This is a genomic window from Bartonella sp. AA86SXKL (assembly GCF_042196885.1).
The window spans coordinates 26,683-48,647 of the sequence record NZ_JBHIRE010000013.1; the positions used below are offsets into that span (position 1 = coordinate 26,683).

At 34.5% G+C, this 21,965-nt stretch carries 17 protein-coding genes; 10 read left to right on the top strand and 7 right to left on the bottom strand.

Annotation, left to right across the window (positions count from 1 at the left end):
• The first annotated feature begins 652 nt into the window (after window positions 1-652).
• The 5 genes from ACFIO5_RS06780 to ACFIO5_RS06800 all read left to right on the top strand — a co-directional run bounded on the left by ACFIO5_RS06780 (window position 653) and on the right by ACFIO5_RS06800 (window position 6,942).
• Window positions 653-1,672: an ATP-binding cassette domain-containing protein gene (locus ACFIO5_RS06780; RefSeq protein ID WP_375636967.1), complete on the top strand. Its 1,020-nt coding sequence runs from the start codon at window positions 653-655 to the stop codon at window positions 1,670-1,672.
• Window positions 1,647-2,471, top strand: a complete 825-nt coding sequence (locus ACFIO5_RS06785) for an ABC-2 family transporter protein (RefSeq protein WP_375634737.1) — start codon at window positions 1,647-1,649, stop codon at window positions 2,469-2,471. Before ACFIO5_RS06780 ends, ACFIO5_RS06785 begins: the two co-directional genes overlap by 26 nt.
• Window positions 2,455-3,243, top strand: coding sequence for an ABC-2 family transporter protein (locus ACFIO5_RS06790; RefSeq protein WP_375633785.1), 789 nt, complete (start codon window positions 2,455-2,457; stop codon window positions 3,241-3,243). Before ACFIO5_RS06785 ends, ACFIO5_RS06790 begins: the two co-directional genes overlap by 17 nt.
• A 2,428-nt stretch (window positions 3,244-5,671) precedes the next feature.
• Entirely contained in the window at window positions 5,672-6,031 is a 360-nt protein-coding gene (locus tag ACFIO5_RS06795) for a hypothetical protein (protein ID WP_375613153.1), read from the top strand.
• Between the two features lie 545 nt (window positions 6,032-6,576).
• The gene (locus ACFIO5_RS06800) at window positions 6,577-6,942 is read left to right on the top strand and encodes a response regulator (RefSeq protein WP_273724078.1); all 366 of its coding nucleotides are present in this window, start codon (window positions 6,577-6,579) and stop codon (window positions 6,940-6,942) included.
• Window positions 6,943-7,253: 311 nt separating this feature from the next.
• On the opposite strand, the gene rpsI is transcribed toward ACFIO5_RS06800, so the two are convergent.
• Window positions 7,254-7,739, bottom strand: coding sequence for a 30S ribosomal protein S9 (gene rpsI, locus ACFIO5_RS06805; RefSeq protein ID WP_015856545.1), 486 nt, complete (start codon window positions 7,737-7,739; stop codon window positions 7,254-7,256).
• A 2-nt stretch (window positions 7,740-7,741) separates the two neighbouring features.
• Window positions 7,742-8,206, bottom strand: coding sequence for a 50S ribosomal protein L13 (gene rplM / locus ACFIO5_RS06810; RefSeq protein WP_015856544.1), 465 nt, complete (start codon window positions 8,204-8,206; stop codon window positions 7,742-7,744).
• A gap of 296 nt (window positions 8,207-8,502) precedes the next feature.
• Here rplM and recJ point away from each other — a divergent pair, with 296 nt between their 5' ends.
• Window positions 8,503-10,287 carry a single-stranded-DNA-specific exonuclease RecJ gene (gene recJ, locus ACFIO5_RS06815; protein ID WP_375705164.1) on the top strand — a complete coding sequence of 595 codons (1,785 nt, stop codon included), beginning with the start codon at window positions 8,503-8,505 and terminating at the stop codon, window positions 10,285-10,287.
• Between the two features lie 17 nt (window positions 10,288-10,304).
• On the opposite strand, the gene parE is transcribed toward recJ, so the two are convergent.
• From parE to ACFIO5_RS06835, 4 genes are all read right to left on the bottom strand, one after another.
• Entirely contained in the window at window positions 10,305-12,371 is a 2,067-nt protein-coding gene (gene parE / locus ACFIO5_RS06820; protein WP_375633783.1) for a DNA topoisomerase IV subunit B, read from the bottom strand.
• 80 nt (window positions 12,372-12,451) lie between these two features.
• The gene (gene lipB, locus ACFIO5_RS06825; RefSeq protein WP_375632403.1) at window positions 12,452-13,189 is read right to left on the bottom strand and encodes a lipoyl(octanoyl) transferase LipB; all 738 of its coding nucleotides are present in this window, start codon (window positions 13,187-13,189) and stop codon (window positions 12,452-12,454) included.
• 146 nt (window positions 13,190-13,335) lie between these two features.
• The gene (locus ACFIO5_RS06830; RefSeq protein WP_375705165.1) at window positions 13,336-14,187 is read right to left on the bottom strand and encodes a TPM domain-containing protein; all 852 of its coding nucleotides are present in this window, start codon (window positions 14,185-14,187) and stop codon (window positions 13,336-13,338) included.
• Window positions 14,187-14,813 carry a LemA family protein gene (locus tag ACFIO5_RS06835; RefSeq protein ID WP_375629028.1) on the bottom strand — a complete coding sequence of 209 codons (627 nt, stop codon included), beginning with the start codon at window positions 14,811-14,813 and terminating at the stop codon, window positions 14,187-14,189. The genes ACFIO5_RS06830 and ACFIO5_RS06835 overlap by 1 nt, the downstream gene beginning before the upstream one ends.
• Before the next feature lie 421 nt (window positions 14,814-15,234).
• On the opposite strand from ACFIO5_RS06835, the gene ACFIO5_RS06840 reads away from it, so the two are divergent.
• The 4 genes from ACFIO5_RS06840 to ACFIO5_RS06855 all read left to right on the top strand — a co-directional run bounded on the left by ACFIO5_RS06840 (window position 15,235) and on the right by ACFIO5_RS06855 (window position 21,471).
• Window positions 15,235-16,011, top strand: coding sequence for a class I SAM-dependent methyltransferase (locus ACFIO5_RS06840; RefSeq protein WP_375629030.1), 777 nt, complete (start codon window positions 15,235-15,237; stop codon window positions 16,009-16,011).
• Between the two features lie 1,315 nt (window positions 16,012-17,326).
• Entirely contained in the window at window positions 17,327-18,865 is a 1,539-nt protein-coding gene (hutH, locus tag ACFIO5_RS06845) for a histidine ammonia-lyase (RefSeq protein ID WP_375633778.1), read from the top strand.
• A gap of 398 nt (window positions 18,866-19,263) precedes the next feature.
• Window positions 19,264-19,623 carry a hypothetical protein gene (locus ACFIO5_RS06850; RefSeq protein WP_375634742.1) on the top strand — a complete coding sequence of 120 codons (360 nt, stop codon included), beginning with the start codon at window positions 19,264-19,266 and terminating at the stop codon, window positions 19,621-19,623.
• A gap of 480 nt (window positions 19,624-20,103) precedes the next feature.
• On the top strand, window positions 20,104-21,471 hold the full coding sequence (locus ACFIO5_RS06855) for an amino acid permease (protein WP_375634743.1): 1,368 nt from the start codon (window positions 20,104-20,106) through the stop codon (window positions 21,469-21,471).
• Window positions 21,472-21,555: 84 nt separating this feature from the next.
• Here the strand turns inward: ACFIO5_RS06855 and ACFIO5_RS06860 are convergent.
• The coding region (locus tag ACFIO5_RS06860; protein ID WP_375705166.1) for a tyrosine-type recombinase/integrase at window positions 21,556-21,965 on the bottom strand (410 nt) is incomplete at its 5' end.

Below are 21,965 nucleotides of genomic sequence, written 5' to 3' on the forward strand. Positions count from 1 at the left end.
TGGCTTTCTTTCTACAGATCTTTATCCATAATTGATTGTATTGTTATTTTTGGATATGATGTATCGTTTAATAATCTGAGTTTATGAAGCTGCTCCTTTGAATTATCTACAGAGGTCATATATTGGGGAGGCGTGTCTGTTGAGGGAGATGAGTTAGATAAAATCTGAAAGATATTTACTAAAATAGTGAAAGCAATTTTAGTTTTTTCATGGGGAATAATGGAGGCATTTTATAGTAATGCTGAGGGAAAGTAGCCTCTCAAAAAATTCCTGTTGTCAAGGATTTTTGTTTTGTTATCAATGTGGTTTGATATGCTTATAGTATAGATTTATGCTTTGTATCTTTGCTTACACAATGAAGCCTTCTTAGCAAAGCTCTCCTTTCAATGACCAATTATTTTTCTACTTACTTAGTTTATCCAAAAGATTATCTTTCATAAAAGAAGAAATAAGTTTTTAGTATCTTAATGCTTCATTGAAGTGAACTCATCACATTGAAAAAATATCTAGACAAAAAATTGGAGATAAAACGTCAGGTGCGTTTTATTGCTCTAGGGAGGGCTTGAACACTTTTGTTTTTTCTAGTGAACAAAAACAGATATTTATTATGGGAACATTCAAAGGGGAGATAAGTTGAAATTAGGAGTGACTGATGGGATCATTATTGATTGACGTTAATAACGTCTCAAAAATATATCGCAACATTGACAGAGAAATTGGTTTTAAAAACAAGGTGTTTTCTCTCTTCAAGCCGGATTATACAAATCATTATGTGTTAAAAGATATGAGTTTCACCCTCTTTTCAGGGCAATCGTTAGCAATTCTTGGCCCTAACGGAGCGGGTAAATCGACACTGATTAAAATACTTTCTGGTATACAATACGCTGATGAGGGATGTGTTAAAGTCCTTGGTGTTGATCCTTATAAAGCGAAGAAAAATCTGTTCAAGTCTTTGGGTGTGGTCTTTGGTCATAAGAATTGTTTATGGTGGGATTTGCCCTTACGCTACAGTCTGGATATGGTTCAACCATTATATGGTCTTGAACGCGCCTCTTTTACCCGTGATCTTAAAGAGATCGCTGAGTTACTGGGTCTTGAGCATATTATGGATAAGCCAGTGCGGATACTTAGTCTGGGTGAGAGAGTGAAAAGTGAATTGGCATTTAATCTCTCCTTTAGACCTAAACTGTTGTTTCTCGATGAGCCAAGTATTGGTCTTGATCTTACATCTAAGCATGAAATCAGGGAGCTTCTTAAAAAACTGAAAAGGGAGCGTGGCACTGGGTATATCATCACAAGTCATGATATGGGAGATATTGATGGATACGTCGATGATATTATTCTCTTGCATAAAGGAAAGAAACAGTTTCATGGTAATCTTCATGCGCTTAAAAATGTCATTCCTTCTTTGGTGAGAATGACACTTTTTTGTGAACACTTGGCGGCACCTTCAGCTGTTGTAGAAAAAATTGATGAGATTGCGTTGAAATTATCTACTCCTTTAAAAGATAAGTACTTTAACGCTGAAGAATGCTCGCTGGAGGTTTCGTTGCCCCGTGAGGATTTTGCGCGTTTTGTACGCGAAATTACAACCAAATTGAACTGTACGTTCTCTGTATCCACTCCCTCTCTTGAAGAGATGCTCCGTGTTAAATTTAAAGAATTTATCTAACCACTGCTTTGGTATGTTTCTTTTTGCCAAGAATGGATTACTGACTGTTCTAAGTGATAGAGCAATGTTTTTTACCGATATTATCATTGGGACACTTTCGCCATTTGTTATTCAACTTCTATTATGGAATGCACTTTTCTCTGATACGGGCAACACCATAAATGGCTTTAGCTTTTATGATATGATGTATTATTATGCTTTTGCTTTAGTCCTAGGTCGCTTAAATAATGGTTATAATGTGATTAAGTTTTTCTCTCATCATGTTAAAGAAGGTCAATTAGAAGTATATCTTACAAAGCCCTTTAGTTATATGACACAAATGCTTTTTACTTTTTTAGGGGAGAGTGTATTATATAGCATTCCCTTATTGGCTCTTTTTGTTGTTAAGCTTGTTTTATCCTATGAAAATATTCTGGGATTGGTCATCGCTTTTCTGTTCTTTTTTTTGGTTGTTATTCTATCACAATTGCTTTGTTTTTTAATCTCTTTTGGAATTGCCTTATTAAGCTTTTGGGTGATTGAGTACAATATATTACTTTCTTTCAGTATTCTCAGTTCAGCGCTTCTTGGGGGTGTTCTTTTACCACCATCTTTTTGGCCGGTGTGGCTTATTCCGCTTATGCAATTTAATCCTTATCGTTTCATGATATCAGCTCCTGCCGAGTTTTTCGCGACGCAAAATTTAGCGTTGTTTCAGCAGTTTATTTTCGGAAGTTTTACTTATATTTTGTGTTTTTTATTCTTAATTTATATTGCTTGGAATAAAGGGATGAAAGCATATAATGGAGCAGGTGGTTGAGATGAAAATCATCCTTCATTTTATCAGTCTGAATATCCGCCGACAGATTGTTTATGGTAAGAATTTGGCTGGGGAGTTTATGCTTTCTCTATGCTATTATTTTATTCAATTCATATTTATTGATAGAATATCTTCTTTTTCAGGAAAGATCGGTAACTATAGCAGAGATGAAATCCATTTTATCTTTGTTGTCTTTGTTTTACTTGGAATATTTTTGAATATTTTTACTAATTCTATTGAAACGTTTTTTGAAAAAGTAGCGGATGGTAAAATTGAACCATACTTGATAAAGCCCGTTTCAATCTGGTTGTTGATGTTGTTTGGTTGGTGTAAACCTCTTAATTTGATCAAGCTCTTTGTCCTTTATGTTAGTGCCTATTTATTTGTATCATTACCGAATATTTCTGATCTTAAGCTAAGATGGATCTCTTTTATTGTTGCAATATTTTGTGTTTTTATCGTCAATATTTGTTTTTTCATGATGTTCAATTTTATAACATTTATTATTAGCCGTAAGATGCCTGTCGAATATTTTCATGAAATGATTTACGAGCTTTCATTTGTGCCAATAGGAATTTATCCTTTAAGCATTGTAAAATGGCTTTTGTTTATGCTTCCCATGGCTTTTTCTGCTTCCTTGCCTGTGTCATTGTTGCTTGGTAAAGACGAATGGAATATTGGATATCTTCTGTTGAGCGCTTTTCTTTCCATGGTCATGACTTTCATAAGTTATAAGAAAACAATGCGTAAATTTAATGGATTAGGGGGATAATATAAAAGTCATCATGATTATAAAAATAAAAAATTGAGTGAAAATTCTATCGTACTGTAAAATATCGTTATTTATCCTGGCGGTATAGGGTATGTAAAATTTACACATGAGGATTTTTATTAGACATATTCATGCATAAAATCGGTCGTATTTCTATAGCTATGAGCAAAGAATTTACAACAGAAATCATAGAGTTAAATTTCTTGGTTTTAGATCAGTTTTAGTTTGAGTTTGGATGGCTGCTTGATGACACAAGCCAATTGTAAGATGGTGTACAATATTAGTAGTGCTTTCTCCTCCGAGCAAAATTTACTTTTGTTGCGTTTATAGTGCTAAAAAACTGTCAAAGATGGGTAATTTTTATATGTGCAAAATGTGGTTATTCGTGCGGATTTTGTTGGTACATTCAATATATTATTACGTGGATGAGTTTTTGCTTAAACAATAAGAAAATTGACAGAATAAAGCTTTTAAGTTGCCCGATAGAAAGCTAAGAGCTTCGCCAAACAACATGATAGCAATTATCAAGACAACAATCACATAGAGATTTTTCAGCATGCTGAGCAGTCAAAATTCAGTTAATAATTGCTTGGAAATAAAAGGATTCACCAATCCAAGCAGGCAAAAACGATGGCAACGCAACTGAGTTCAATAACATAATTAAATATATTTCTTTGTTGTTCTTGTAAACAAAGAGAATTATACCTTATTTTCTTGTGAATTTCTTATTCTATTTAATAGAAAGATAATTATTATGTAATATTTTAGTATTATTATAAATATTATTATTTAATTAAAAATATACAATTTAAACACATACAATATAAACATAATATATTTATATTATTTTAAATAGGTTATTTTAAAAAGTAATTAAATAAGATATTATTTTGTAAAAAAATATTTTCTATTTTTTAAATATTAATAAGCTCATTTTTCAATTTTTCTTAACAATGATAAGAGTAAAATGTAGTTTTACATCCTCTTTTACAATAAATAAAAATTATACTTTAATCTGGTGTTACTCTCTAAGCTTAGAGCTATACAGATGTTATTGCTTATCATTAATAAAACTAATGTGATTGATGGCGTAGAGATTACAAAGGGCTAAATTTTTTTGCATGTAATTCATATCTTTTACAAGACTTTAAAAATAACACAGAAAAAATGAGAGAGGAAGGAATAGTGAACAAGAGTGATAAGCTTTTTCATTTTCTAGTGTTATGATTACTTTTGTATTTTACGGTTCATTCATTGTATGTATGATCAATTCCAAAATTTTTATTTTAAGCTTATAGTGAATCTATATTTTAGTCTGTTATTGAAGTGTTGTCGTGATTGAGATTACAATATCACAGTAGTGAACACTCTGATTTAATAGAGAAGATTGTTTGCTAGCAAATAATCTATCCATATCAACGTTATTTAAATTTTTTTCCAAAATATATATATCGATGTTAATTTTCGTGATTGATATCTTTTCTAAGATGAAAAGGGGCATGAGCTGATTTAAATATCCATAAATTTTTCGTATTAACTCAAAAAATATACGATCACATCATTTTACGGCTATTCTAGATTATCATTTTGATAAACTGAATAAGTATAGCGATGCGTCTTACAAATATTTGCTAAAATGCTTTTATTGGACATTATTAAATTTTTATGATTCATATTTTTAATCATTTTATCTTGGTTAGAAAGAAGGTGTATTCATTTTTATTTCTCTATTTTATCTTAGAGTCGTGGAATTATATTAATGTTAGAAAGTTATAATTGTGGAAGACAATGAACTTTATTAAAATTATTCCACGTTCTTGTAGAAACGCATGGCTGTGAAATCGTTGAAATGTGTAATAGCTTATGGCATTAGATTTGGCGCATTCACCAAAGTTATCCCTTATCTTACCTAATTTAGCTTTTTCAATCAAAGAGTTAAGCTGGTGCTTACGCTAATTGTAGCTGGGGCAAATATTTTTTCTCAATCTATCCTAAGGAAAAATTATTTTATAAAAATATTTATTTTACTATATTATACAAAAAAATAAAAATATTATGTGTAACTAAAAAACAACATATTGATATTTTTATATATTATAAAATCATAATAATATTTATGATAATAAAGCTAAATTTATAATAAAAACAATAAAATAATTTTATTTTAATATATTTTAATCATTAAACTACATAATGTAAAGTACAAATAAAATAATTGACAATTATTAAATAAACATGTAACGGATATATTGTAAGTGTAATATAATATAAAATTAACAATTAAAATAAAATTATTAATTAAATTTTGTATTATATTTTTATTATCAGAAGATAAATATACTTTATCGATAGATAACGGAATGTTTTCTATTTAGAGGGGGCGGTAAAGAAAATTTATTTTACTAAATATTGTAATTAGGTGGTTATGATGAAAATATTCAAGCATTGTATAGTATGTTTTGTTGCAGTAGCGATTTTCTTTTCACAGATTTTAAGAGCCAATGCTGATTCTTTAAATGGCAGATTTCAAAATGCTGGTTTTATTTCTGTAATGACACAGGAAAATAGAGTTATTAAAGCTGTTGATATGATTATTAGCCAGTTTGGAGGACAAGGGGCTGAGAAAAATGTCCAAAAAGTTGCGGGTTTAATGGGGTTGGAGACAGCGATTTTTGGTCTCATCGCATATCTTGTATATTTCTTTACTAGAAAGCCACCGAGTCCTAACAGAGAGACAGGTGGAAGAACATTCGATGCTTTTGCTCATAGTTCATGGGCTTTGAATTAAAAGATATTATCCTTGATAAACTTTGAATTATGCTGTTATTGAATGTTTTATATTAAATAAACCGTGATATTTAATCACGGTTTATTTATTTTTTTTAATCTTAATGACCTTGATAAGTTTATCCTTTTATATCATTAAGATATTGTTTTGTGGATGCCTGTATATGGTGCATTAAATTCAGCTAATCAGTTGCTTTTTAAATTTACTTAAATTTTTTTCTCTTCAAAATGCGCATTTGAGCTAAGTTTGTGGTTGATATTTTTTTTATGATGAAAACGCGAATGCATTAATTGAGATATCCATAAACTTTGTATATCAACTCAAAAAATACAAGGTCACACAATCTTACGACTATTTGTGGGTTTTATGTTGATGAACTGAATAAGTATAGCGATGCGTCTTACAAATATTTGCAAAAATGCTTTTATTGGAATCTTTTAATCTCTTTGTGGTTTACAATTCATTTTATCATTTTATCTTAAGCAAAGAGAATGTGGATTCATTTCTATTTCTCTATTTTATCTGAGAAGGGTGGAGTTATACGAATGTCAAAAAAAGTCATGATCGTGGAAGATAATGAGCTTAATATGAAGTTATTTCGCGATCTTGTAGAAGCGAGTGGTTATGAAACCGTTGAAACACGTAATGGTCTTATGGCATTAGATTTGGCGCGTTCATCAATGCCATCTCTTATCCTTGTGGATATCCAGTTGCCAGAGGTCTCTGGAATAGATGTTATTAAACAATTAAAAGAAGATGAAGAACTTCGATCAATCCCCGTTGTTGCTGTAACAGCTTTTGCTATGAAAGGCGATGAGGAGCGAATTCGTGCCAGTGGATGTGAAGAATATATGTCAAAGCCTATTTCTGTCCCTCATTTTATTACAATGGTAAAGCATTTCTTGGACTAAAGCTTGTTAAGTGATGATAGAAAAAATATTGAAAAGCTTATAAGATTGCTAAAGTTGTCGCGTAAATATTTTTGTGCTTTAGCACGTCGATATATTACAAGTTAGTAAAACAGATTTAAAAAATTGAAACTGAAGTTTTGAATTTTTTCGGTCTATTTTTCTTGCCTTTTATCTTAAGAGAAGAGGTTGTTTTGCATTCTTGTTTTTTCTAATCGGTATAGATTTGTTCCTACATTCATCTAAAAGTCTGTTTTAGCAGTTTAAAAAAGCCCCGTTTTTGTCCGAGGCTTTATGCATTGCAAAAATTGAAATTAACGCTTTGAGAATTGGAAAGAACGACGTGCTTTTGCTTTACCGTATTTTTTACGTTCAACAACACGACTATCACGGGTAAGAAACCCACCTTTTTTCAAGATTGAGCGAAGTTCTGGTTCGTAATAGGTTAAAGCTTTGGAAATGCCATGGCGCACTGCACCGGCTTGTCCAGAAAGACCACCGCCTGCAACGGTTGCAATAATATCAAACTGGGTATCCCTATTTGTTGCAACAATTGGTTGACGAAGAATCATTCTAAGAACAGGACGAGCAAAATATTTGTCAAATTCCTTATTGTTGATCGTGATTTTTCCAGAACCTGGTTTAATCCATACACGCGCAACAGCGTCTTTACGCTTTCCTGTTGCGTAAGCACGTCCTTGTGAATCAAGCTTCTGCACGTGAACAGGAACAACATTTTCATGTGTTTCTGTAATACTTGTTACTATGCTAAGCTCAGAAAGAGAATTAATTTCAGCCATAATCAAGCAATCCTTTTGTTTTTGCGGTTTAAAGCACCAACGTCAAGAGATTCAGGCTGTTGTGCTTCATGTGGATGTTGGCTTCCAGCGTAAACACGTAGATTCTTCAATTGACGGCGACCAAGGGGCCCTCGAGGAATCATGCGCTCTACTGCTTTTTCAATAACGCGTTCGGGAAAACGCCCCTCAAGAAGTTGACGTGCTGTACGTTGTTTGATTCCACCAATATAGCCGGTATGCCAATAATATTTTTTATCCGTATATTTTTTGCCAGTGAGAGCTATTTTATCTGCATTAATGACAATAACGTTGTCACCATCATCAACATGTGGAGTAAATGTAGCTTTATGTTTGCCACGTAAGCGGTTAGCAACAAATGTGGCAAGACGACCCAAAACAAGGTTTTCTGCGTCAATAATAACCCATTTTTTCACCACTTCAGTTGGCTTTTGTGAAAAAGTTGCCATAGAAGTATCCTTTATTAGAACCCTTTTAATATAAGGGAATTTTTACTGTTTTGCGTTGAAAATTGTTACCATAGCGAAATATTTAACGCATACTACTTGCTCTGATATAATGTCTTTTGATTGACGTCAAGAGAAAATAAAAACTTTATAAAACAACATGTTACAAGAAAGGTATTATAATACCCCATTAAAAGAAGTTTGTAGACCATTTAAACTTAAAATGAATGTTGCAAAAGACTATTTTATCTTTAACGCATGATTGTCTTTTATCGTTCTTCATTATAAAATAAGAAATAATGCAGTGGTCTCGTTATTTTCTCAATGTTGAATCTTCTGCTTGTGGTCAAGCTTGGTTAGATGCCCTTGATGTTCAAGGGATAAATAACGCGCGCGCTATTTCTCAAAAATTTGGCTTTCCAGATCAGTTAGCTCGAGTACTTTCAGCAAGAGATGTGGATGAAGCTGAGGCTGTTGCTTTTATTAATCCAACATTACGTACGCTTATGCCTGATCCAGAAAGTTTTAGGGATATGCAATGCGCTGCAGAGCGCATTGTTAAGGCTCTTCTCAATCAAGAACAGGTTGCTGTGTTTGGTGATTATGATGTTGATGGTGCTTGTTCATCGGCACTCATAGCACGTTTTTTTCGTTATTTTGGTATTGAAGTCAAAATTTATATTCCTGATCGTATTGTTGAAGGCTATGGTCCGAATGAACAAGCAATGAGGATGCTTGTGCAAGAAGGCGCTCGGTTAATTATCACTGTTGATTGTGGCGCAAACAGTCCTGATGCCGTAAAAGCAGCGAGGCTTGCTGGTGCTGATGTTGTGATTTTAGATCATCATCAAATGTCAGAGATTCATCAAGAAGCTGTTGCTCTTGTCAATCCTAATCGTCCTGATGATTTTTCTAAACAGGGGCATTTATGTGCAGCTGGCGTTGTTTTTGTTACGTTAGCTTGGGTTCAGCATTTGCTGCGGAAAAAACAATTCCAAGGACCGCTGCCTGATCTTTTAAGTATGCTTGATCTTGTTGCATTGGCAACCATATGTGATGTCGTTCCATTACAGGGGGTTAACCGTGCTTTTGTGTTAAAAGGGCTTCAAGTTGCTCGTTCTATGCATAATCTAGGAATAACAGCTTTAACAAAGGTTGCACGAATAGGGGAGCCGCTTAATAGTTTTCATTTAGGTTTTTTATTAGGTCCTAGAATTAATGCAGGAGGGCGCATTGGTGATCAAGCTTTGGGAGCACGTTTGCTTAGCTGTGAGAATAAAGATGAAGCGGACAGAATAGCAGAACAATTAGATCGGCTTAATCAAGAACGCCAAGAAATGGAGAATATTCAATTAGCACAAGCGGAATCCTATATTGCTTCTCTTTATCAAGGTCAAGAAACACCATTGTCACTTGTCATTTCTCATAAAGAATGGCATCCGGGGATTATTGGTATTCTTGCTTCCCGCCTCAAAGAGCGTTTTTTTTGTCCTGTTTTTGCTATTGCTTTGAAAGAAGATGGAAATGGCGTAGGGTCGGGACGCTCAATTAATGGTATAGATTTAGGAGCAATCGTTCGTGAAGCTGTTACACTCAATTTATTAGAAAAAGGAGGGGGGCATAGTATGGCAGCAGGAATTACAATTCAATCAACAAAAATTGAAATCTTTCGAAAATGGCTAGAAGAAAAAGTTTCTTTAATGGTTTCACAGTTGCGTGCAAAAAAATCTCTTAGTATAGATGGTTCTCTTTCTGCTTCTGGTGTTAATGAAGCACTGTTTGAATTGCTTGAAAAAGCAGGGCCATTTGGAGCAGGGAATGCAACACCTGTTTTTGTTCTTCCCTCTCATAGACTGGTGAATCTATCTGAAGTTGGTAAAGGACATCTTCGCCTCGTTGTATCTAATGTTGAAGGAAAAAAATTGCAAGGAATAGCTTTTCGTGCTGTAGGGACATCGCTAGGTGATTTTCTTTTTGAAAATATTGGTGAAATGATTCATTTAGCTGGTCATCTTAGTTTGAATTATTGGAATGGAACGATCAATCCGCAACTGCGCGTGATTGACGCAGCTGCAGTGGTTTGACAGGGATATTTTTTACATTAGATGTCTAGATTAGAAGCAAAAGTAGAGTTTTCTTGTATGAAACGAAATCGTGCTTCTGGTTTTGTTCCCATGAGACTTTCTACAGTCTTTTTCGTTTCTTGCATTTCCACGGCATCAATAGAAACACGAAGCAATGTACGTTTTTGAGGATGCATAGTCGTTTCTTTAAGTTGTTCTGCGCGCATTTCACCCAGCCCTTTAAAACGCCCGATTTCGATTTTAGCTTTTCCAGTAAATTCAGTTTTGAGCAATTCATCCTTATGAATGTCGTCACGAGCATAAGCAACTTTTCCTCCTTGCGATATTCTATAAAGGGGAGGGACGGCAAGATATAAATGTCCCTGATGAATAAGGTCAGGCATTTCTTGAAAGAAGAAGGTAATGAGCAGTGACGCAATATGAGCACCATCAACATCAGCATCTGTCATGATGATAATACGTTCATATCTGAGATCTTTTTCACGATACTTGGAGCGTGTTCCACATCCAAGAGCAAGGATAAGATCGCTAATTGTTTGGCTTGAGTTCATTTTTTCATGTGCAGCATTGGCGACATTTAAGATTTTACCACGAAGAGGTAAAATTGCTTGGTTTGCTCTATTTCTTGCTTGTTTAGCAGATCCTCCTGCAGAATCCCCTTCAACAATGAATAGTTCAGCACCCAAAGCATGGTTCTGGCTACAATCTGCAAGTTTACCGGGCAGACGTAATTTACGGACAGCAGTTTTTCGACTTATTTCTCTATCTTGGCGTCGTTTAACACGTTCTTCAGCACGTTCAATAACCCAATCGAGAAGTTTTGTTGCTTCTTGTGGGGAATTTGCTAACCAATGATCAAAAGGATCGCGGATTGCATTCTCAACGATACGCTGTGCTTCAATGGTTGCTAATCGATCTTTTGTTTGTCCAACAAATTCAGGGTTACTGATAAAGACTGAAAGTATTGCGGCTGTTGAAATCATAATATCGTCAGACGTAATAATCGTTGCGCGCTTGTTTCCTATTAACTCAGCGTAGGATTTCAATCCACGCAAAAGAGCTTGACGTAATCCTATTTCATGTGTTCCGCCTTCTCCTGTAGGAATCGTATTGCAGTAAGATTGCACACAAGAATCACCACCATGCCAAGCGATAGCCCACTCAACGGAGCCATGGCCATTATTGTGTTGTGTTTTGCCAGAAAAAATTTCTGACGTTACTCGATATTCATCTTTTAGTGACGAAAGTAAATAGTCTTTAAGCCCATCGGGAAAATGAAAAACAGCTTTTTCAGGAATATTTTTTGCGCCTTCAAGTATGACGGGATCACAAGACCAGCGAATTTTTACGCCACCAAAAAGATAGGCTTTGGAGCATGTCATCTTATAGATTTTTTCTGGATCAAAAGCTGCTTTTTCACCAAAAATTTCATGATCAGGATGAAAACGAACGCGCGTACCACGACGATTATAAACATCTCCCAGATCTTCCAATCCAGATTGAGGAATACCACGTGAGAAACGTTGGCGGTAAAGTTTTCGTTCTCGTGCAACTTCAACTTCCATATCATCAGAAAGAGCATTGACGACAGAAATTCCTACTCCATGAAGTCCACCTGCAGTTTGATAAGCCTTTCCATCAAATTTTCCCCCTGAGTGGAGTTGTGTCATAATAACTTCAAGAGTCGATTTCTCAGGCATTTGAGGATGATTTTCAACAGGAATACCGCGTCCATTATCTGTAACGGTTATATAACCGTTCCTATCTAATGAGACCTCAATAGAATCTGCATAACCCGCAACAGCTTCATCCATCGCGTTATCAATAATTTCGGAAAATAAATGATGAAGCGCTTTACTGTCTGTTCCACCAATATACATTCCAGGGCGTAAACGTACAGGCTCTAAACCCTCAAGAACTCGAATAGAGAGGGCATTATAGTCATCTTCTTGCGTATCTTTTGCACTTTTTCTTGAAATCATCGCGTTTGATTTCATTGGAGACTGCAGAGTGTTTTCTTTTGTATTTACCCGAGATTGGGCTTTATTTAAAACACTAAAAAGATCCTTTTTGTTATCGCTCATAGCGTTTAACTATCCACCTCATAAAATCAAATATTATTAAAATAATTTTATGCCTGTTTTTTATTTAAAAATCAATGCACTTAGGAAACATCGATTGTTGGACCAAAAATTTTTTCAAAAGCGTGTTTGAGAGCAATATCAATATCATGCATTGCTACAGGGCAACCTAGATCAAGAAAGCTTGTTACACCGTGGTTTGTAATTCCACAAGGAACAATTCCTGAATAATGGGCTAAGTTAGGATTAACATTGATAGAAACTCCATGAAAACTTATCCATTTGCGCACTCGAATGCCAATAGCTGCAATTTTATCTTCGGAAGAAAGATCATTTTGTTTTGATGGGCAATGAGACTGTTTAACCCAGACACCAACGCGATCTTCTCTGCGTTCGCCTTTAATATTAAAGTTGGCAAGCATCTGTATGATCCATTCTTCTAATGCACTAATGAAAGCACGAATGTCTTGTTTTCGGCGTTTAAGATCAAGCATGATATAAGCAATACGCTGTCCTGGACCGTGATATGTAAATTCACCTCCACGTCCTGCTTCATAAACAGGGAATAAATTAGGCGCTAAAAGATCTTTTTTATTTGCACTCGTTCCCGCTGTATAAAGGGAAGGGTGTTCAAGAAGCCAAACTTGTTCATGCGCGGTTTTTGCAAGAATTTTTTCTACACGTTCTTGCATATAACGCAGAGCTTCAGGATACTCAACTAGATGATCACTTATCTTCCATTCAACGGGTGGATTTCCTAGAATTGCATTAAAATGATGTGATAAGTGATTACGATCCGTATGTTTCAATTCAAATGTCATTGGTAATATTTATCTTGATGTTTGAGTTTATTTTGTAATCAATAAAAGTGATTACAGAGTAAGTTATAGAATTGTTGAATAAAAGAGAATACGTTCATAAATTTTATCTTAAGAAGATTTGCTACGCTTAAAAATCCACGTTCCTTTTACCATCTTCCTGTTGCACCACCACCACCTGATGATCCACCACCACCCCTAAATCCCCCTCCACCTCGAGGACCACCGAACCTTCCACCAGGATATCTGCCACCGGCACTTAAGTTAAGAAACCAAGGTGTGAAGATGATCCCCAGCCAGAGATACTTTTGTGGACCCACTTTTTTACCAAAAATCATTGCAAGAATGGGCAAACCAACGACTATAAAGAGAATGAGAAACATGATTGTATTTATAATTATTTCTTCTTTTTCAGCTTGTTTACGTTGTTCTTCAACGATTTTAGCTTTTTCTTTGATGCGAAAAGTAAAATCAGAATCACTTTCTGTAATAACTTTGATAATTGTATCAACTGCTTCAGCAATTCCTTTTTGATAATTTCCTTCGCGAAAATTAGGAATCATGAAGCTATTAATAATGACAGAGGAAAGAGCATCTGTTAGCTCTCCTTCCAAACCATATCCAACTTCGATACGTGCTGTGCGTTCATTCGGTGCAATGACCAGTAATACACCATTATTGATCTTCTTTTGGCCTAATCCCCATGTACGAAAAAGAGAATTGCTGTACGTTTCTATATCGTTGCCCGAAAGAGTAGGGAGTGTTACAAGAACAATTTGATCTCCCGTTTTCTCTTCGAGTGCTGCCAGTTTTTTTGTCAAGTCTTCCTTGGTTGCATTATCGAGCAAATGAGCCACATCATTAACATAACCTGTTAAATGAGGAAATTTTATTTGCGAACAAGCGATACTTCCCAATGCAGCAACTAAATACAGAGAGCAGATAAAAGCCCATAATTTTGGAAATACAATACGTTGCAAAGAGTATCGAAATGATTTCATTAATTAAAATTAACCTTTGGTGTTTGTTGGCTATCAGTATCGATGGTAAAAGTTGGCATAGGTTTAGCATCACGAAACCATAATTTTGCCCAAATCATCGTCGGCATTGTTTTGAGTGCAGTATTGTAGGCACGTACTGTTTCAATATAATCGCGGCGCGCAACGGAAATACGGTTTTCTGTTCCTTCTAATTGTGATTGAAGAGCAAGAAAGTTTTGGTTTGCTTTAAGATCCGGATAGTTTTCAACAACAGCCATAAGTCGCGAAAGTGCACTTGATAAATTTGCTTGATTTTTGAGATATTGCTGCATAACTTCTGGATTATTCAACATATCTGCATTAATGTTGACTTGTGTTGCTTTAGCACGTGCTTCAATTACATTTGTGAAAACACTTTGTTCATGAGCTGCGTAAGCTTTAACTGTTTCTACAAGATTGGGGATGAGATCTATACGACGTTGATATTGATTGAGCACTTCACTCCATGCTGCATGTGCTTTTTCTTCATTTGTTGGTATCGTATTAAATCCGCACCCACTTAAAAATGGCACTAACCATGCCAAAAGAATCACGATTGGAAATTTTTTTAATATTTTAAACATTGAAGAAGTTTGTACATTTAACATAAAGATGTCTCCACAGATATTTTATGTATTATATAGGGTTTATTTTCTTGGTGGAAAGTATTTTGAACTTTATAAACAGGCGTATTTATCAATAAATTGATATCTCTCTGCGTTTTAGGTACGCTTAAGTGACTTGTTGATGTTAAAATAATAATAGTAATATAGATGTCATCTTATAAAAGATCAATAATATTTATATCAATTATTATTACAGAAAAATATATTATTTTCGTAGGAGTTTTGGGTTTCGCAACGTGCAGATAACAATTGGAAAAGAGAAAAATGTAAGTATCAATCTTATGGAAAGATAGAAGGTCAGGGCAGTTCTTATTTTCCTCCTTTAGAAGTTATGTTTAATACATTGGATAAAAAGGCTTTTTTATTATGTATGGTAGTAATTGAGAAGGAGGGTGAAAGTCCTATGATAGAAAGTGTTCAGCGGCAAAGTGAAAAGTTTGATGGATTGGCTAATGATTATGATCGTTATCGTCCTCGCTATCCCCTTACTTTATTTAAAACCATGCTCCATCCTTTTAAGAACAAAAAGCATTTGTCCATTGTGGATGTGGGTGCTGGGACAGGCATCGCATTAGAGGGAATTGTTAAATTTTTAGGAAATGAGCACCAATATCATGCTATCGATGTATCGGCAGATATGATTAAGCAGGGGCGAAAAAAATTTCCTACGGTGCAGTGGTATCAGGGCCGTGCCGAAGACCTATTGCCTCAAATTGGCGAGGTTGATCTTGTCATTGCAGCGCAAGCGTTTCAGTGGATGGATCGTCCCAAGTTGCTTTGTTCTGTTTCAGATCAACTTCGAGTCAATGGTGTCATGGCGGTTATTCAAAATAATCGTGATTTCAAGCATAGCGAATTTCTAGAGGCTTATGAGACATTGTTAGAGAAAATGAGTCCGAATTATTCCCGTTATTATCGTAATTTTGATTTTTTACAGGAAATGACTGATGGCTTTGGGGTAGATCCAGAAAAGATTTTTTTTCATACGCACAATTGGACGATGATGATCCCATCTGAAGCTTTTATTGGAATGAGCCGCTCTTCAACGCAAGCGCAACGCGCTATTGTTTGCTATGGGGAAGAATATTTGCGGCAATTGGTCGCATTGATAAAGAAATATGAAGTGCAAGGCAATTTGGAGCTTTTGTATCGAAGTGAGCTCTATATGTATGCAGGATAATCCGATATCGATGATTGCTTTTGCTCTTTTAGCACATCAGAGTGGGCGGTATTCAGGAAATTAACGCCTTATTAAGGCAGACTTTGAGGGCGAAAGTTTTTTTCTTCAGCATTCACATTGACATCTTATTACCGCTGATTTTCATTGTTCACTTGATATGAGAGAGTTTAAATAGAAAATTTATGCAGTGCATTATAGTATCGAAGCGCTTTTTTTACTGCAGTTTAACAACAGATTATTTTATAAAATAAGAAGAGGTAGATTGAATAGAAATATTTGATAATTCTTTGTTTTTATGATTGTTTTTTGTTATTAAATGAGAGTGTTTTTAATAAATTTTGACAAAAACAACTGAAAAAGTACAAAAAATTATCATAATCAGAAATTTGTAGTAAAAAAGGTAATGGCTTGGAAGCACCTTTAAAAAACAACTCATTTTGAAATTATCTCTAAATTCAGATTCAATATAACAAAAAAGTAAAATATAAATATGCTATATGAAGCATTTCTCTGTTTAAAAGATATAATATAAAACAATATATTAATTATTTTTTTTTGATATAAGAAAACTTCTTTTATTTTCTATTTTAAATAACGGGTTAGGCCGATTCTTATGTGGTTTTATTGAAGATGTGTTTTTCAAGGTTTAATCTGGCGCTTTAAATACAATTTTAGAAGTCGCAAATAAGCTCAATTTCTTCTCTGTTGTGATGTGTTAAATAAGTTTTTTAATTTTCTATAGAGTTTGATTTTTGCAATCATGATAGATTGTGACAGCTATCTATTTAAGGTTTTTATAAGTTTAGTAAGAATAGCTTGATAATAAATCCATTGATTTTTTCATCTTTACGCTTCATAAAAGAATAAGCCTGCACCATCCACACTTTCATCTCCCAATGTTGCGACAGCCCTTGACACGGTTCATAAGAGGAGTTTTTAGTCCTTTTTTACAGTTTTATCCATACGCCAATCTCGCTTATGACGTGCAAGCGAATGGTTTTGATTTATTCAACATACACAGATGTGGAATGAGAGAGTTTTAAGATATTCAGCTCTCTCATTTAATATGAAGCATGCTAGATTATGATTATAAATTAAAGCTTTATCTATTTTTGAAATCCATGACTTGGTTGTGTTTGTCAATATTTCATTTTCATTTATCGTAAACTATTCTACTTTTGGATAATAACTCCATTGTAAGGAATACCTTTAAGAAAGCATTCTCGCTTTAAAGAGTCGTTATAGTTTTTTTTGTTTTATAGAAGGATCAATAATGCTAAACGTTATACTTTGATAAAAAAAAAGAAAGTAGATTATGACTATTATACTGAAACCGAGCGAGGTGACGCTTAGTGAGCTTGCAGCTATTTATTTTAATGGTGAAGTGAGTAAACTTCATAATGACACGCATTTAGCTATCAAGAAAGGGGCTCAGCGCATTGCTGAAATTGCTGCTGGAAGTGAGCCTGTGTACGGTATTAATACTGGTTTTGGGAAGTTGGCTTCCATTAAAATTGATGCGGACGATGTCGCTGTTTTACAGAGAAACCTTATTTTGTCCCATTGTTGTGGGGTAGGAGAGCCTTTAGCTGAAAATATTGTGCGTTTGATAATGAGCTTAAAGCTTATCTCTTTAGGAAGAGGGGCTTCAGGAGTTCGTCTAGAATTAGTAAATTTGCTGGAAAATATGCTTGCAAAGGGCGTCATTCCTGTCATCCCTGAAAAAGGGTCTGTTGGTGCTTCAGGTGATCTAGCTCCACTTGCTCACATGGCGGCTGTTATGATGGGAGAAGGGGAAGCATTTTTTCAAAATATTCGTATGAGTGGGGCGGTTGCATTAGAGAAAGCGGGATTGTCCCCTATTATTTTAGAGGCAAAGGAAGGTCTAGCTCTTATTAATGGGACTCAAACATCAACAGCCCTTGCACTTGCTGGTCTTTTTCGAGGTTATCGGGCATTGTGTGGTGGATTGTTGGCAGGGGCTTTGACGACAGATGCTATCATGGGATCAACGGCGCCATTTCATCCTGATATCCATATTTTACGAGGACATTATGGGCAGATTGCTGTATCGAAAACATTAGAAAAGCTTGTAGAGGATTCAGAAATTCGTGCAGCACATTTACGGGGGGATGAGCGTGTACAAGATCCTTATTGTATACGTTGCCAGCCACAGGTCATGGGGGCATGTTTTGATATTTTGCTGGCAGCAGCAAAAACACTGATTATTGAAGCAAATGCTGTTACAGATAATCCATTGATTTTAAGGAATGGTGAAGTTGTATCAGGTGGGAATTTTCATGCTGAACCTGTAGCGTTTGCTGCTGATCAGATTGCTCTTGCTTTATGTGAAATAGGATCTATTTCTCAACGGCGTATTGCTCTTATGGTTGATCCAGCAGTTTCTTATGGACTTCCAGCTTTTTTAGCGCATAATGCGGGTCTTAATTCAGGTTTTATGATTGCTGAAGTAACAGCGGCAGCTTTAATGTCTGAAAATAAGCAAATGGCCCATCCTGCTTCCGTTGATTCAACCCCAACTTCTGCCAATCAAGAAGATCATGTTTCAATGGCTTGCCATGGAGCGCGTCGGTTATTGGTAATGAGCGAAAATCTTTTTACACTTATTGGCATTGAAACGCTTGTTGCAGCACAAGGAATTGAATATCGTGCACCTTTAAAAACAAGTACTTTTTTGCAATCCGTTATGGAATGTCTACGAAAAAATGTTGCTTCTCTTAAGGAAGATCGCTATCTGGCTCCAGATCTTCATCAAGCACATATACTTGTGCGTGAAGGGCACTTATTATCTGTTTTACCAGAAACAATTTTTCCTTCATTAAGTTTTCAATAGTATTTGTTTGAAGGTCAATGCTGAAGGGCGGATATTGAATTTTAAAACTTTCTCATATGAAAATATAGAGGAGCGATACAATATTTGAATTATTTAATAAATCATATATTTATTACTGTATATATCTGATTTTTGTAGTTAACTAGATATTTTGTTATTTTATAGAAACTATAAAATTAAAGCACCTATATTTTCTGATTTATATCAGAAATTTTAATATAAGTTAAATAATATATACGAATTATATATTCGTGATATTGTATTTTTATAAATATAAATTATGATATATGTATTGTATCAAGTAAAAATAAAATTTTTATTTTATATTCTTCTTATTTTTAATACTTTATGAATTTTATAGTTCATTTTTGATATTTAAAATAAAAAAGGAGAAAAGAATGTTTAAAAGTGCTAAATTATGTGTTTTAATAACACTTCTTTTTTTCTCTCAAATTCTTGAGATTCATGCAAATTTTAGGAGAGCTAGCTTTCCAGAGGAAGTTTTCATTATGATAGTGGCCCAAGAGAAAGAGCCTCTTATTTCAGCGAAAAACAAAGATTTTATTGCTATCTCAGGGCAAATTCCCAGAGGTAATGAGAACGCTATCATCGGACCAATAATCAAAGATGCTCTTTTTATCGTATATTTTTTTTTCATTGGAAAGCTTGTCGTTAAGGCAGCTGGAGTCCTTAAAAGATGGGTTGTAGATAAATTTTCTCATGCTTTTGAAAACTTGCGAGATTCGTATTATCATTGATTGAGCTATTCAATTGGCATAAAAAGTTTGTTTTATGGGCTCAAAGAAAGTTTGCTTAAAGTAACAAAAAATTAATTGTATGCATAGTTAATGTGTTTGTTATGAATTTTTAGGCTTCTATTTCAGTGCACCGAAATAGAAGCCTAAAGTTTAGATTACATTAAGGTTAATTTTCTCTGTAAAAAACTAGAGAATACGAAATGAATTAAATGACAATTATGAAAAAATTCATTATCACTTTATTTGAATAAAATAATACGAAATTGCAGGCTATAAAAGCTGAATAATTCGCAATATATAAAAGCTGAATAATTCGCAATACGCAATAAAAGTATTTTTTCATTGTTTAGAGCAAAGTGTTGGACTGGCTGGTCTTCGATGTTTTTTGAAATATATTTGTGAAAGAAACATGAGGCTTTATTTCTCATAAAGCTGTTATCGTGGTGTGGATTGTCAGCATTTCAAAAAGTAAGGAAAGAAATGGCAATAAATGAACTGAAAAGAGGGATGAGTAAACGCCAAGTTATTTTTTTAGCTCTTGGTTCTGCTATTGGAACAGGTCTTTTTTATGGGTCTGCACAGGCAATTAAGCTTGCGGGTCCCAGTGTTTTGATTGCCTATTGTATTGCTGGTTTAGCTATTTTTATGGTTATGCGGGCTCTAGGAGAGATGATACTTCATAATCCATTGCCTGGTTCTTTTGCTCGTTATGCGGCAAATTACATATCACCATTAGCAGGTTTTTTAACGGGATGGACATATGTATTTGAGATGATTCTTGTTGGTTTGGCTGATATTACAGCTTTTGCGACTTATATGGGGTTTTGGTATCCTGATGTTGCTCCTTGGGTATGGGCACTGAGTATTACATTAATCATCACAGGTATTAATTTAGCTGCTGTAGAAGTCTATGGTGAACTAGAGTTTTGGCTATCTTCTATTAAAGTTATCGCTATCATTGCGATGATTATTTTAGGAATAGCAATTATTTTTTGGGGGTGGGGTGAAGGTACAGATTTTTCTACCGTTACTGTTCATAATTTATGGAAAAATGGTGGACTTTTTCCCAATGGTTGGTTTGGTTTTTTAGCTTGCTTTAGTGTTGTTGTTTTTGCTTTTGGTGGCATAGAAATCATTGGCATGGCAGTCATGGAAGTTCAAAACCCTCATCAAACGATTTCAAAGGCAATTAATTCTACTCCAGTTCGTATTTTGCTTTTTTACGTCATGACGTTAGCTATTTTAATGTCTCTTTATCCTTGGAATGAGATTGGTCTCATGGATAGCCCTTTTGTATCCATTTTTGAAAATCTTGGGATTTCATATGCAGCAAATATTTTAAATATTGTTGTTGTTACAGCGGCTATTTCAGCAATGAATAGTGGAATGTATGGTGCTTGTCGTATGATCCATGGTTTATCGCAGGAAGGTTATGCTTTAAAAAAGTTTCAATATTTATCAAAAAACGGTATACCAGTTTTTGTTATTTTGATGATCTTTGGTATTTTTCTTCTTGGTGCTGTCCTTAATTATTTTTATCATGAAAAGCTTTTTTTTCTTATTGCTGCAATGGCAACATTTGCGACAGTTTTTGTTTGGATGATGATTCTACTTTCACAATTTTTTATGCGAATTAAGATGCCTAAAGAAGCTCAGAATGGTTTAAAATTTCCCATTCCATTTTGGCCAATAGGATCGATTTTTTCTATTTTATTTATGGTTTTTATTTTTATTCTCCTATGGTACTTTGATGAGACACGACCAGTTTTAATTATAGGTGTTAGTTGGATTGCTTGGCTTGTTATTTGTTTCTATGCACTTAAACTTTATAATTTTAAGCAACGGTAACAAATAATAATTAAATCAAAAAGTTATATTTGTAGTAAGGGATTAGGTGCTTATTGATTCTATTATGTTTTTTTATCTCTATCCCTAACTTTTTTGGAGCTTTTGTATCGATTCAAGGGAGAGTTTTTTGCGATCTGCGCTCTTGGTATAAAGAGATGCCATACTGTCATTTGTCCAGCCAAAGAGTGCTTTCAATTGTGATACTGTTGCACCAGAGTTAGCTGCGCGTGTTGCTGCTAATTTTCTTAAGCCATGCGCTGATTTTTTGATACCTGCTTGGGTACAAGCATTATAAAATGTAATTCCGAAGCTTTTTTTGGGTATTTTTTTTCCGCGTTTACCACAAATGAATGTTTCTTCTCCAATAGGACCAACTTCAAGCGTTTTGGCTAATTCCGGTAAAATAGGTAGAAAGACATCTGTTTTAAATTGGCTCTTTTCTGTTTTGATGTGAATGATATTATCTTTGACGTCTTTCCAGCCAATGCGGACCG

Coding starts and splice junctions, on each gene's coding strand:
- ACFIO5_RS06795 (WP_375613153.1), top strand. CDS start 5,672: ATGAAAATATTCAAGCATTGTATAGTATGTTTTGTTGCAGTAGCGATT.
- parE (WP_375633783.1), bottom strand. CDS start 12,371: ATGAGCGATAACAAAAAGGATCTTTTTAGTGTTTTAAATAAAGCCCAA.
- ACFIO5_RS06835 (WP_375629028.1), bottom strand. CDS start 14,813: ATGTTAAATGTACAAACTTCTTCAATGTTTAAAATATTAAAAAAATTT.
- rplM (WP_015856544.1), bottom strand. CDS start 8,206: ATGGCAACTTTTTCACAAAAGCCAACTGAAGTGGTGAAAAAATGGGTT.
- ACFIO5_RS06800 (WP_273724078.1), top strand. CDS start 6,577: ATGTCAAAAAAAGTCATGATCGTGGAAGATAATGAGCTTAATATGAAG.
- ACFIO5_RS06840 (WP_375629030.1), top strand. CDS start 15,235: ATGATAGAAAGTGTTCAGCGGCAAAGTGAAAAGTTTGATGGATTGGCT.
- recJ (WP_375705164.1), top strand. CDS start 8,503: ATGCAGTGGTCTCGTTATTTTCTCAATGTTGAATCTTCTGCTTGTGGT.
- hutH (WP_375633778.1), top strand. CDS start 17,327: ATGACTATTATACTGAAACCGAGCGAGGTGACGCTTAGTGAGCTTGCA.
- ACFIO5_RS06850 (WP_375634742.1), top strand. CDS start 19,264: ATGTTTAAAAGTGCTAAATTATGTGTTTTAATAACACTTCTTTTTTTC.
- lipB (WP_375632403.1), bottom strand. CDS start 13,189: ATGACATTTGAATTGAAACATACGGATCGTAATCACTTATCACATCAT.
- ACFIO5_RS06855 (WP_375634743.1), top strand. CDS start 20,104: ATGGCAATAAATGAACTGAAAAGAGGGATGAGTAAACGCCAAGTTATT.
- ACFIO5_RS06780 (WP_375636967.1), top strand. CDS start 653: ATGGGATCATTATTGATTGACGTTAATAACGTCTCAAAAATATATCGC.
- rpsI (WP_015856545.1), bottom strand. CDS start 7,739: ATGGCTGAAATTAATTCTCTTTCTGAGCTTAGCATAGTAACAAGTATT.
- ACFIO5_RS06790 (WP_375633785.1), top strand. CDS start 2,455: ATGGAGCAGGTGGTTGAGATGAAAATCATCCTTCATTTTATCAGTCTG.
- ACFIO5_RS06830 (WP_375705165.1), bottom strand. CDS start 14,187: ATGAAATCATTTCGATACTCTTTGCAACGTATTGTATTTCCAAAATTA.